The organism is Kitasatospora herbaricolor, from assembly GCF_030813695.1.
Lineage (GTDB): Bacteria > Actinomycetota > Actinomycetes > Streptomycetales > Streptomycetaceae > Kitasatospora > Kitasatospora herbaricolor.
In genome coordinates this window covers 598,170-609,616 of record NZ_JAUSVA010000002.1, presented here as the reverse complement: position 1 = coordinate 609,616, position 11,447 = coordinate 598,170, and the positions used below count along the sequence as shown (strand labels likewise).

Genomic DNA, 11,447 nt, shown 5'->3' with positions numbered 1-11,447 from the left:
GCCCCCGCCTGCTGTCCGCCTGTCCGCCTGTCCGCCCGTCCGGCCGATGACCTGACGGCCCGACCCTTCCCCTGACGACCCGTCGATCGGAGCACCGCCATGCCCCTGCACCCACAGCTCCAGACCCTGCGCGACCAGCGCGCCCGCAACGGCGCGGCCCCCCTCTACAGCCTGTCGGTGGAGGAGGCCAGAGCAGCCGACCTGGCCTCGGTCCGGGCCGCCGCCGGCAGCCCCCGCGCCCTGTACGAGGTGACGGACCTCCGGATACCCGGGCCCGGCGGAGAGCTGACCGTCCGCGTCCACCGGCCGAGCGCCGGCCGGCCGCTGCCCGCGCTGCTCTACTACTTCGGCGGAGGCTGGACCCTCGGCAGCATCGAGACCGCCGACGGTCTCTGCCGCGACCTGGCCGCCGAGGCCGGCTGCCTCGTGGTCACCGTCGGCTACCGGCTGGCGCCCGAGCACCCGTTCCCGGCGGCGGTGCACGACTGCCACGCGGCCCTCCGCTGGGTCGCCGGCCACGCCGAGGAGCTGGGCGTCGACCCGGCCCGGATCGCGGTCGGCGGCGACAGCGCGGGCGGCAACCTCGCGGCCGCGGTGACCCTGCTCGCCCGGGCCGACGGTGACCTCGCCCTGGCCGGCCAGCTGCTGGTCTACCCCAACACCGACCAACTGGCCGACGACGCGTCGATGCGCGACAACACCGACCCGTGGCAGTTCAACCACCACTCGGTGGCCTGGTACCGGCGGCAATACCTGACCACCCCGGGGGACGCCGAGCACCCGCTGGCCTCACCGCTCCGGGCCGCCGACCTCAGCGGCCTGCCCCCGGCCCTGGTCGTCACCGCCGAGTACGACCCGCTGCGCGACCAGGGCGAGGCCTACGCGGCACGGCTCGCCGCCGCCGGGGTGCCGGTGGAACTCACCCGCTACCCCGGCATGGCCCACGGCTTCTTCACCATGACCGGCACCCTCGACGCCGCCCGCGCCGCCGGCCACCAGGCGGCCCGCTTCCTGCGGGACCGCTTCGCGCCGTCCTGACGAGCCCCTGGCGGGTCCTGGCTGCGGCCGCGGCCGGTGTCGCGCGTGTTCGGACGGCCTGTCGGCCGGGCAGCACCGAATCGGCGCCCTTCGGCTCGACCCGGGCCCGGCGGGCACCCCGCTCAGGTGACCTCCCCACGGCGCTGGAAGCGCCCCTTCCGGTGCTCCTCGCCGAGCACCACCGCGCGGAGCTGCCGTACCGCCGTCAGAACATCCCGGTGGGTGGTGTAGAGCGCGTTGAGCCCGAACCTCAGCAGGTTCGGTGCGCGCATGTCCCCGATCACGCCGCGTGCGGCCAGGGCCTGCACCAGCGCATAGGCGTCCGGATGCCGCAGGGCCACCTGACTGCCGCGCCTGGCCGGCTCGCGCGGGGTGGCAGCGGTGAACCCGAGGCCGTCCAGCTCACGGTCGGCGCAGTCGAGCAGGAACCCCGTGAGGGAAAGGCTCTTGGCGCGCACCTGCTCCAGATCCACGCCGTCGAAGGCGGTGAGGGCGGCCTCCAGGGCGAGCATCGAGAGCATCGGCGGGGTGCCGATCCGGGCCCGGCCGATGCCTTCGGCGGGCATGTAGCCGGCGCTCGCGGCGAAGGGCTCGGCATGCCCGTTCCAGCCGGTCAGCGGGTGGTCGAACGCGGCGTGGTGGCGTCGGGCGACGTACAGGTAGGCCGGCGCCCCGGGGCCGCCCGAGAGGTACTTGTAGCCGCAGCCGACGGCCAGGTCGGCCTCCAGCTCGTCCAGCCGGACGGGCAGCGCGCCGGCGGCGTGGCAGAGGTCCCAGAGCATCAGCGCCCCGCTGCGCCGCACGGCGTCGGTGGTCGCGGCCATGTCGTACAGCTCGCCGGTGCGGTAGTCCACGGGGGAGTAGCCGGCGACCGCCACCTGGTCGCCCCGGGCGGCCAGGAAACGCGGCAGGTCGGCCACGGGGATCCGGTGCACCTCCAGGCCGGTCATCCGGGCCACGGAGTCGGCCACGTACTGGTCGGTGGGAAAGTGCGCCGGATCGGTCAGCAGCAGTGGCCGGCCGGGCCGCATCCGGGCGGCGGCGGTGAGCGCGTTGAACAGCTGGACGCTGGTGGAATCCCCCGCCACCGTCTGCCCGGGGGCCGCCCCGATCAGCCGGCCGATCGCGTCCCCCACCCGCAGTGGTGCCTGCCACCAGGCATTGTCGTTCCAGGAGCGGATCAGGTCGGTGCCCCACTGCCGCTGGACGGCGTCCGCCACGGCGGGCGGCACCGCGGCCGGGAGGGCCCCGAGGGAGTTGCCGTCCAGGTAGACGATGCCCTCCGGGAGCAGGAAGCGCCCGCGCAGCCCGGCCAGCTGGTCGGCGTCGTCGAGCTGCCCGGCGCGATCCGCCAGGCCGTCGGCGGGACGGGTGGTGGTGGTAGCTGCGGGCTCGGCGGTCACTGCGGGCTCGGCGGTCACTGCGTGCTCCTCCCGGTGGGGGCGGCCGGCGGGCGGGACAGCCGGCCGAGGGTGTCGACCACCGAGCGGGAGGCCGCCGAGCCCGGCTCGATCAGGACATAGTGGCCCGTTCCCGGCAGGGTGACCAGTTCGGCGTCCAGGTGCACGGCCGTGTAGTCGGTGAACTGCGCGTGCGGCAGTTCCTCGTCCGCGTCCCCGTGCAGCACGACGGTCGGGACGCCCGTGGTGCCCGCGGCGCGCAGCAGCGTCAGCGGGTCCGCCAGGGGCAGCCGTTCCTCCACCAGGCCGGGGCCGCCGAGCAGTTCGAGGGCCGCGTCGTTGCTGAGGCCGGCCCGGATCGCGCCGGTCAGGTCGGCCACCGGGGCGAGCGCGAGGACCGCGTCCGGCAGCTCCGTGGTGTGCCAGGGCGAGTCGGCGGGCAGCAGCCCGCGCGCGCCGGCCCAGAGGGCGAGGTGGCCGCCCGAGCAGTGGCCGGCCAGGGTGTAGGGCCGGCCCTGCGGGACGGTGGCGAGGGCGAGGGCGATGTCGTCGAAGGTCGCGGGGTATCCACCGGCCCCGCCCATCCGGCGGAACCCGGGCAGCGCGACGGTGAAGCCCTGCCGCGCGAGGTGGGCGGCGAACGGCGTGAGGTGCATACGGTCGTACCGCCAGTACCCGCCGTGCAGCAGGACGACCAGCGGCGCGTCCGGGTCGTCGGCGGGCCAGAGGTCGTACACCTGGTTGGGGTGGGGGCCGTACCGGCCGTGCACCGGCGCGGCCACCGGCTTCAGGCTCAGGACCCGCAGTTCCTCCGCGGCCGCGAAGTCGGAGATCGTCCGAGGGGTGTCAGACATGGCTGCGCGCCGTCCAGATCTCGGGGAACACCGAACGCGCGGCGCGCTTCTCGAGCCAGGCCACGCCCGGGGAGCCGCCGCTACCGCTCTTGGCGCCCATCGCCCGGCGGGTGGCCAGCAGGTGGTCGCTGCGCCAGCGCAGGACGAGTTCGGCCACGTCGGTGAGGGCCTCGCCGAGGGCGACCAGCGGGCCGTAGGGAGAGCCGGCGTAGATCAGGCGCCAGGCCTCCTCCACCTCGGCGTCCGGTTCGTAGGCCTGGGTCACGTCCCGCTGCAGGACGTGTTCGGGGACGGGAAGGCCTTGGCGGTGCAGGTAGCCGAGCACCTCGTCGTAGAGCGAGGTCCGGGTCAGCAGTTCCTCCAACTCCGCGTGCACCCGCGGCTGGGCGCGGTGCGGTTGCACCATCGAGCGGGACTTGTCGCCGAGCAGGAACTCCAGCTGGCGGTACATCGCGGACTGGAAGCCGGACGCGGGGCCGAGCGCCGCGCGGAAGCTGTTGAACCGGGCCGGGGTCAGCGCCGAGATCGGCTGCCAGGAGTCGTTGAGGGCCTGGTGGGCGTCGAGACTGCGTCGCAGTGCGTCCATCGCGCGGTCGTAGTCGTCCTTGAGCAGGGCGTCGCGGGCGGTGCCCCACTCGTGCACGATCAGGGTGAACCAGAGTTCCATCACCTGGGTGGTGACCAGGAAGGCCATCTCGGCCGGGTCGGTGGAGAGGGGCTGTTGGAGCGAGGTCAGCACGGCGGCGTGGACGTAGTCCTCGTAGGGGGTGGTGCCGTCGAACTCGGTGGTGGGGTCGTCGTCCGTGGTGTCGAGCGCAACGGGAACGGTCTGGTTCATGGTTCTCCTCGGGAGGGGTCAGACGCCGAGGTGGGCGCCGCCGGTCGCGTCCAGGTACTGGCCGGTGATCCATCGGGCGTCGTCGCCGGCGACGAAGGCCACCACGTCGGCGATGTCCGACGGCTGGCCGATCCGGTCGAAGACCGAGAAGGACGCCAGCTCGGCCCGGACGCGCGGATCCTTGAGGTGCGGGTTGATCTCGGTGTCGACGATGCCGGGAGCCACCGTGTTCACGGTGATCCCGCGCCGGCCCAGGGCCAGGGCCAGCGTGAGGGTGAGGGTGTCGAGCGCGCCCTTGGTCATCGAGTAGGCGACCGTGCGCGGGAAGGCGATCCGGGTGGCGCCGGACGAGATGTTGATGATCCGCCCGCCGTCCCGCAGTCGCCCGAGGCCCTGCTGGATGAGGAAGAACGGCGCCCGGACGTTGACCGCGAAGACCCGGTCGTAGTCCGCCTCGGTCACGTCGGCGATCTGCCGGGGCAGGGTGATGCCGGCGTTGTTGACCAGGATGTCCAGACCCGGCTCGGCGCCCCGTCGGTCGAGGCCCTCGTCGAACGCGGCCCAGAGTGCGGCGGCGTCCCCGGGGACACCCAGTTCGGCCCGGAGGGCGAAGGCCTGGCCGCCCTCCGACTCGATCACCGCCACGGTCTCCTTGGCGGCGGCCTCGTTGCCGCCGTAGTGGACGGCGACCAGGGCGCCGTCCCGCGCCAGCCTGCGCGCGATGCTCCGGCCGATCCCCCGGCTGCCGCCGGTCACCAGTGCCGTCCTGCCGGAAAGCCCGCTCATGGAGGTGGTCCTTTCGTCGCCCGCAGCTGTGCGGTCCGGGTCTGGGTTCAGGGGTGTTGTGCGCCGGGATGTTCGGGCCCGGCCCGCTCGCGATCGCGGCGGGACGGGCCGCCGTTCCCCGCACCCGGCCGGATCGTCCGGATCAGGCGTCGAAGTCGATTTCGATCTCGTCCGAATCGGGCCGGGCCCGACAGGTCAGGATGTATCGGTCAGTCAGTTCCGTTGCGCCCAGGGCGTATTGGCGGTCCATCAGCACATGTCCGCCGACCACCTTGGCCCGGCAGGCGCCGCACAGGCCGTCGCGACAGGAGTACGGAGTCTCGGGGCGTGCCCGCAGCACGGCGTCCAGCACCGTACGGTCTCCGGGGGCCATGGCCGCCTCGCTGGTCCGGCCTGCCAGCCGGGCGGTGATCCGCGCGGCGGTGGGGTGCTCGCCGGCCACCGGTCCGGGCCGGCCACCATCGACCGAGAAGAGCTCGAAGCGGATCCGGTCCGGGTCCGCGCCCCGGCGGACGAGGGTGTCGCGCACCGTCTCGACCATCCCGCGGGGGCCGCACAGGTAGAACCACCGGTGCTCGTCCGGTTCGGCGCCCAGCAGGGCCAGTAGTTTCGGCAGCCGCGCGGCGTCCACCCGGCCGGAGAGCAGCTCCGCCTCCCGAATCTCCCGGGAGAGCACGTGCAGGGCGAAGAACCGGTCGAGGTGGGCGTCCTTCAGGTCGGCCAGCTCGTCGGCCAGGAGTGCGGACCGCGAGTCCCGATTGGCGTGCACCAGCGAGACCCGGCAGCGCCGGTCCTCGCGCAGCGCCGTGTCCGCCATGCTCAGCAGCGGAGTGACTCCGCTGCCGCCGGCGAACAGGACGTGGTGCGCACCGGGCTGCTCTGCCAGGCGGAACTCACCGACCGGCGGCGAGAGTTCGAGCTCATGCCCGGCGGTCAGCCGGGTCACCGCGTACTCCGCGAAACCGCCGGGGCCCAACCGCTTCACCACCAGCCGCAGCCGGTCGGGCTCGCGCGGCGCCGGACAGACGGAGTAGCTGCGGCGCAGCTCCCGCTCGTCCAGGACGTGCCGGACGGTGACGTGCTGGCCGGCGCGGTGGGCGAAGGTCTGCGCCAGCGGCCCCGGCGTGTCCAGGGAGATCGCCACGGCGTCCTCGGTCAGCCGCTCCACCCGGGTGACCCGCAGCCGGTACCATCCCGTGGCGCGCCGGGCCGTGGCCGGGTGTCGGTCACGATCTGCTTCGGTGGTAGCCGTCATGGCTGGCCGTCACATCGCTTTCAGGTGGGCGAAGGTCTCCCGGCAGGCGGTGCAGAACACGATCGCCTGGCACCGGGTCGCCCCGAAGGCGCTCTGCGGGCGGGTCGTCATGGAGCCGCAGTGCGGGCAGCGCGCACCGAGGCCGAGGCGGACCGCCACCGGCGCGTCCACCGCTCCCGGCGGTGCGATGCCGTGCTCCGCGAGCTTGCGGCGGCCCTCGGAGGAGATCCGATCGGTGCTCCACGGCGGCGCGAGCACCTGCCTGACCCGCCCGTCGGCGTGGCCGCAGGCCGCCAGTACCGCCCGGATGCCGGCCTCGATCACCGGCATCGCCGGACAGCCCAGGTAGGTCGGGGTGACGACGACCTCCAGCAGGCCGTCGGGCGCGAGGCCGACGGACCTGATCACCCCCAGTTCGGCCAGCGTCACCACCGGCAGTTCCGGATCGGGGACGGCGGCCACCCGGGCCCGGACCAGGTCGGCGGCCAGCCGGGGCGGCTGGGGCCGGCTCTCGGCCGCGCTCACCAGGACGCTCCCGGATACTGGCGGTGGACCGACTGCAACTCGGCCAGCAGCGGCCCGAACTCCTCGGTGTGCAGGCCGGCCCGGCCGCCGGTGGCCCGCCAGTCCGCAGTGGGGACGGTCAGCTCCGCCTCCGCCAGGACGGCGGCCACCTCCTCGTCCCACGCCGGGCGCAGCCCGTCCGGCGCGACCGCGCTCCCCGCCGCGTGCAGCCGCCGCGCCGGCTCGTCGCTCTCGAACAGCTCGGCCGCGTAGGGCCAGAGCCGGTCGAGCCCGGCCTGCATCCGGCGGCGGCTCTCGGCGGTACCGCGGCCGAGTCGCACCGTCCACTGCGTCGCGTGCATCCGGTGGTACTCGACCTCCTTGACCGCCCGGGCGGCGAAGGCCGCCACCACAGGGTCGGTCGAGTGCTCCAGCGCGCCGTACAGCAGCCGGGCGTAGTGGCTGTATGCCAGTTGCCGTACGACGGTCACCGCGAAGTCCCCGCGGGGGAGCTCCACCAGCAGGGTGTTGCGGAACCGGCGCTCGGTGCGCCCGTACGCGAGGTCGTCCTCGGACCGGCCGGTGCCGTCCAGCACCCCGGCGTGCCCGAGCAGCAGCCGCGCGTGGCCCAGCAGGTCCAGGGCGATGTTGGAGAGGGCGAGGTCCTCCTCGATGGTGGGCGCCCTGGTCACCCACTCACAGAGCCGCTGGCTGAGTACCAGTGCGTCGTCGCCCAGGCCCAGCAGGTACCCGGCGAGGTCCTGGGCCGCCCGCCCCGGATCGTCAACCGTCATGGCCGTCCTGTTCGTTCAGTGGCACGTAGTACTCGGGGTAGCGGTAGGGGCGGTCGGCCGCGTTGCTGAAGAACGGGTCCTTCTCACCCGGCGAGGAGGCTCGGACGGCATCCGAGCGCACCACCCAGACGGACACCGGTTCGCCCCTGCGGGTGTACAGGTCACGGGCGTTGGCCAGGGCCATGTCCGCGTCCGCGCCGTGCACCGAACCCACGTGTTGGTGGGACAGGCCCCGGCTGGGCCGGACGAACACCTCCCACGGCGTCCGCGTCCGCTCGGTTCGCCCGCGCATACTCACCGCTCCTCCCCGTCCCGTCCCGCCGCGTAGGCGTCCACCGCCTCGCGCACCCAGGCGCCGTCCTGGTGCGCCGCCACCCGGTGGGCCAGTCGGCGGCGGGCGCAGTGCGAGCCGTCCGCGAGGACGTCCCGGAACTGCCGCCACTCGATCGGGCTGAAGTCGTAGTGGCCGCGTTCCTCGTTCCACCGGATCGCCGGATCGGGCAGTCGCACGCCGAGCCGTTCCGCCTGTGGCACGCAGTTGTCGACGAACCGCTGGCGCAGCTCGTCGTTGGTGTGCTGTTTGACGCCCCAGGCGATCGACCGGCGGGTCAGCGCCGCGCCCATCGCCGCGGCGCGTTCGTCCGCGCCGCCCGCCACCGTGTCCGGCGGGCCGAACATCAGTGCCACGGCCGGCAGCCACCAGCGCGTCACGGCGTCCTGGGCCATCTCACGCTGCTCCGGCGTGCCGCGGCAGAGCGCCCACAGCACGTCGTAGCCCTGGCGTACGTGGAACGCCTCCTCCTGGCAGACCCGTCGCATGGCGCGGGCGTACGGCCCGTAGGAGGTCCGGCAGAGCGGGACCTGGTTCACCACCGCCGCGCCGTCCGTCAGCCAGGCGATCGCGCCGGTGTCGGCCCAGGTCAGGGCCGGGTGGTTGAACGTGGCCGAGTAGCGCTGGTGACCGCTGTGCAGGGCGTCGAGCAGCTCCGCGCGGGACACGCCCAGGGTCTCCGCCGCCGAGTAGAGGTAGAGGCCGTGGCCGGCCTCGTCCTGCACCTTGGCCAGCAGGGAGGCCTTGCGGGCCAGGGTGGGTGCCCGGGTGAGCCAGGCGGCCTCAGGCTGCATGCCGATGATCTCCGAGTGCGCGTGCTGGGCGATCTGCCGCACCAGCATCCGCCGGTAGCCGTCGGGCACCGCGTCCCGGGGCTCGATCCGTTCCCCGTCGGCGAGGAGCGCCTCGAAGGCCTCGGTGACGTGAGCCGCGTCGGGCGGCTGCGCCGTGCCGGCGGGTGCGGGCTCTGCGAGCACCTTGATCACTCCTCTGCGGTCTGCTGCCGGGCGGGCAGTGCCTCCGATGGATAAGAGTCCTTCCGACGGGCGGGCAATCCCTCGGGCCGACAACCGGGGGTGTGACGAGGAACTCGCGTGCGCCAGGGATGGAGAAGCGCTGTCGGCTCCTCTGTATTCATGAAAGCCGGACGCACCCGGGAACCAGGACGCGGCCCCGGCGACCGGAGGTCCGCGGCGCACGTCCGCCGCTCCGCGCCGACGCACCGAGAGGAACAGCAATGAGCACGATCAGGGAGATGCTCGTCGAGTTGACCGGCCTGCGGGAATTCGCCGAGGGCATCGGCGACGACACCGACCTCAGCGCCAGCGGCATCGATTCGGGCGACCTGGTGCGCCTGGTCCTGCTGATCGAGCAGCGCACCGGCACCGAGGTCACCGCCGAGGACGTGGACGGGCTGGTCACCCTCGCGGACTACGAGCGGTTCGTCGCCGCCCGCAGTGCAGCCCTTCCGAACCCGGGCGCCGCCTGATGTGGCTGACCCAGCTGGTGGAACGCAACAGCCAGTGCTTCCCCGACCGGACGGCCCTGGTGGACGAGCGCCGCTCCGTCACCTGGCGCGCCTTCGAGGAGCGGACGACGGCGCTCGCCCGCGGGCTGGCCGGCCTCGGCATCCGGCCGGGCGACCGCGTCGCGCTGCTCGCACTGGACCGGATCGAGGTTCTGGAGGTCTACTTCGCGCTGGCCCGGCTCGGCGCGGTCTTCGTGCCGCTCAACCACGGCCTGACCCCGGTCGAGGTGGCCGGTGTCGTCGAGCGGACCGGCCCGGTCGCGCTGATCGGCGAGACCGCCCTGCTCGCCCGGCACCCCGACCTGCCGGTGGCGTTGCGCCTCGCCATGGAGAGCGAGGAGTTCGCGACGCTGGGCGAGGGCGACGACCGCGTCCTGCCGGACGTCCCGGACGACGCGCCGGTGGCGATCCTGCACACCTCGGCGACCACCGGCCGGGCCAAGGGCGTGACCGTCGACCAGCGCTCGTTCCGCTCGATCGCCCTCGGCTGGCTCGCGGTGGCCCGGCCCACCGAGGACATGACGCTGGTCAACTGCTGCCCGCTGTTCCACGGCAGCATGGTCGTGTCCCTGACCTACCTGGCCGCCGGGGCCACCGTGGTGCTGATCCCCGGCTTCAAGCCGCAGAGCGCACTGGCCGCGATCGAGACCAACCGCGCCACGCACGTGTGGCTGGTCCCGCAGATGCTGCGCTTCATGCTCCGGTCCAAGGCACTGGAGAGCACCGACCTGTCGACCCTGCACGAGGTGCTGTACGGCGCCGCGCCGATGCCCGTCGACATCTACGCGGAGGCCGCCGAGCGGCTCGGATGCGGGTTCCGGCAGGTCTACGGGATGACCGAGGTCGGGGGACCGTTCGTCACCCTCGGACCGGAGGAGCATCCGGCGCCGGAGAGCCGGCCCGAGCTGATCCCGGCCGGTCGGGTCATCCCGGGGATGTCGGTGCGGGTGCTGGACGCGCACGGCCGGGAGGTGGAGCCGGGCACCGTCGCGGAGGTCTGCGTACGCGGCCCGGGCGTCATGCACGGCTACTGGGAGGATCCGGCGGCCACCGCCGAGATCACGACGGAGGGCGGCTGGATCCGGACCGGTGACCTCGGCCTCGTCGACGGCGAGGGCCGGATCCACCTGGTCGACCGCAGCAAGGACCTGATCATCCGGGCCGGCCAGAACGTCTACCCCACCGAGGTCGAGCGGGCCCTGCGAGCCCATCCGGCCGTTCAGGACGCGGCGGTGGTCGGCGTGCCCGACCCCGACTACGGCGAGGTCCCGCTGGCCTTCGTGGTGGCCGGCGACGGCGTCGACGCCGCCGGCCTGCTGGCCCACCTCGCCGAGCGCCTCGCCCCGTACAAGCGCCCCCGGCGGATCGAGTTCATCGACGAGGTGCCGCGCAACCCCGCGGGCAAGGCTCTCAAGAGGCTGCTGCGCGAGCGGTGCTGAGCCCCCGGGACCGGGCGGCCGCCGAGCGGCGGCTGCTCGCGCTGCGCCCCGTCCTCGCGGCCCGGGGACTGTGGCTGGGGGTCGCCGCCGGGGAGCCGACGGCGGCTCCGGGCGGCCCCGGGGAGGAACGGCTGGCGGCGTTGATGCAGCCGGGCCGGCGGCTGGACTTCCTGGCCGGGCGTCGCGCGGCGCGCCGGGCGCTGGCCGCCGCCGGGCTCCCGGTGCGGGAGATTCCGGCCGCGGGACGCCGGCCGGTGTTCCCGCCGGGCTGCGCCGGCTCGATCAGCCACAGCGGCGGACTGGCCGTCGCCGTGGTCGCCCGCACGGGGAACCGCCCCGCGGTGGGGTGCGACCTGGAGTTCCGCGGTCTGCCGGCGGCGGCCGCGCATCTGGTGCTGAGCAGGGACGAGCAGGACTGGATGCTTCGGGCGGCCGGTCCCGCCGAGTGCGAGCGCCGGCTGCTGGTGGCCTTCTCGGCGAAGGAGGCGGCGTTCAAGGCGTTCGGTGCGCTGCTCCCGGTGTCCGAGGCGCCCGCCGGCGTGGCAGGCGTCGCGCTCCTCCCGGTGCCCGGCGGATTCCGCAGCTGGCCGCGGCGGTCGCCGCACCGCGTGCTGGCGGTGGCGGTCCACCGGGTCGGCCCGGGGGTGCTCAGCTGGACGGCCGCCGTGGCTGTCTGACGG

At 74.2% G+C, this 11,447-nt stretch carries 13 protein-coding genes; 4 read left to right on the top strand and 9 right to left on the bottom strand.

Features of this window, described 5'->3' with window-relative positions; genetic code table 11:
• Positions 1-99 precede the first annotated feature (99 nt).
• Positions 100-1,038 carry a LipP1 family hormone-sensitive lipase gene (gene lipP1 / locus J2S46_RS03090; RefSeq protein ID WP_191291370.1) on the top strand — a complete coding sequence of 313 codons (939 nt, stop codon included), beginning with the start codon at positions 100-102 and terminating at the stop codon, positions 1,036-1,038.
• 122 nt (positions 1,039-1,160) lie between these two features.
• Here lipP1 and kynU read toward each other — a convergent pair whose 3' ends face one another.
• From kynU to paaA, 9 genes are all read right to left on the bottom strand, one after another.
• Positions 1,161-2,393: a kynureninase gene (kynU, locus tag J2S46_RS03085; protein ID WP_191291485.1), complete on the bottom strand. Its 1,233-nt coding sequence runs from the start codon at positions 2,391-2,393 to the stop codon at positions 1,161-1,163.
• 62 nt (positions 2,394-2,455) lie between these two features.
• Positions 2,456-3,292 carry an alpha/beta hydrolase family protein gene (locus J2S46_RS03080; RefSeq protein ID WP_191291371.1) on the bottom strand — a complete coding sequence of 279 codons (837 nt, stop codon included), beginning with the start codon at positions 3,290-3,292 and terminating at the stop codon, positions 2,456-2,458.
• Positions 3,285-4,130 (bottom strand): tryptophan 2,3-dioxygenase, encoded by an 846-nt coding sequence (locus J2S46_RS03075; protein ID WP_191291372.1) that lies wholly within the window; start codon positions 4,128-4,130, stop codon positions 3,285-3,287. The genes J2S46_RS03080 and J2S46_RS03075 overlap by 8 nt, the downstream gene beginning before the upstream one ends.
• An 18-nt stretch (positions 4,131-4,148) precedes the next feature.
• Positions 4,149-4,916, bottom strand: a complete 768-nt coding sequence (locus J2S46_RS03070) for an SDR family oxidoreductase (RefSeq protein WP_191291373.1) — start codon at positions 4,914-4,916, stop codon at positions 4,149-4,151.
• A gap of 142 nt (positions 4,917-5,058) precedes the next feature.
• A complete protein-coding gene (locus tag J2S46_RS03065; protein WP_191291374.1) occupies positions 5,059-6,171 on the bottom strand; it encodes a 2Fe-2S iron-sulfur cluster-binding protein in 1,113 nt (370 codons plus the stop codon).
• A 9-nt stretch (positions 6,172-6,180) separates the two neighbouring features.
• Positions 6,181-6,696 (bottom strand): 1,2-phenylacetyl-CoA epoxidase subunit PaaD, encoded by a 516-nt coding sequence (paaD, locus tag J2S46_RS03060; protein WP_229912923.1) that lies wholly within the window; start codon positions 6,694-6,696, stop codon positions 6,181-6,183.
• The gene (paaC, locus tag J2S46_RS03055; RefSeq protein WP_191291375.1) at positions 6,693-7,469 is read right to left on the bottom strand and encodes a 1,2-phenylacetyl-CoA epoxidase subunit PaaC; all 777 of its coding nucleotides are present in this window, start codon (positions 7,467-7,469) and stop codon (positions 6,693-6,695) included. Before paaC ends, paaD begins: the two co-directional genes overlap by 4 nt.
• Positions 7,459-7,761 (bottom strand): 1,2-phenylacetyl-CoA epoxidase subunit PaaB, encoded by a 303-nt coding sequence (gene paaB / locus J2S46_RS03050; RefSeq protein ID WP_191291376.1) that lies wholly within the window; start codon positions 7,759-7,761, stop codon positions 7,459-7,461. The genes paaC and paaB overlap by 11 nt, the downstream gene beginning before the upstream one ends.
• Before the next feature lie 2 nt (positions 7,762-7,763).
• Positions 7,764-8,777 (bottom strand): 1,2-phenylacetyl-CoA epoxidase subunit PaaA, encoded by a 1,014-nt coding sequence (gene paaA, locus J2S46_RS03045; RefSeq protein WP_191291377.1) that lies wholly within the window; start codon positions 8,775-8,777, stop codon positions 7,764-7,766.
• A 260-nt stretch (positions 8,778-9,037) separates the two neighbouring features.
• Between paaA and J2S46_RS03040 the strand changes: the two genes are divergently transcribed.
• Genes J2S46_RS03040 through J2S46_RS03030 form a run of 3 tightly spaced genes read left to right on the top strand, consistent with a single transcriptional unit; the run spans position 9,038 to position 11,444 of the window.
• On the top strand, positions 9,038-9,289 hold the full coding sequence (locus J2S46_RS03040) for an acyl carrier protein (protein WP_191291378.1): 252 nt from the start codon (positions 9,038-9,040) through the stop codon (positions 9,287-9,289).
• Positions 9,289-10,767 (top strand): class I adenylate-forming enzyme family protein, encoded by a 1,479-nt coding sequence (locus J2S46_RS03035; protein WP_191291379.1) that lies wholly within the window; start codon positions 9,289-9,291, stop codon positions 10,765-10,767. The genes J2S46_RS03040 and J2S46_RS03035 overlap by 1 nt, the downstream gene beginning before the upstream one ends.
• Positions 10,761-11,444, top strand: coding sequence for a 4'-phosphopantetheinyl transferase superfamily protein (locus tag J2S46_RS03030; RefSeq protein ID WP_229912924.1), 684 nt, complete (start codon positions 10,761-10,763; stop codon positions 11,442-11,444). The genes J2S46_RS03035 and J2S46_RS03030 overlap by 7 nt, the downstream gene beginning before the upstream one ends.
• Positions 11,445-11,447 lie beyond the last annotated feature (3 nt).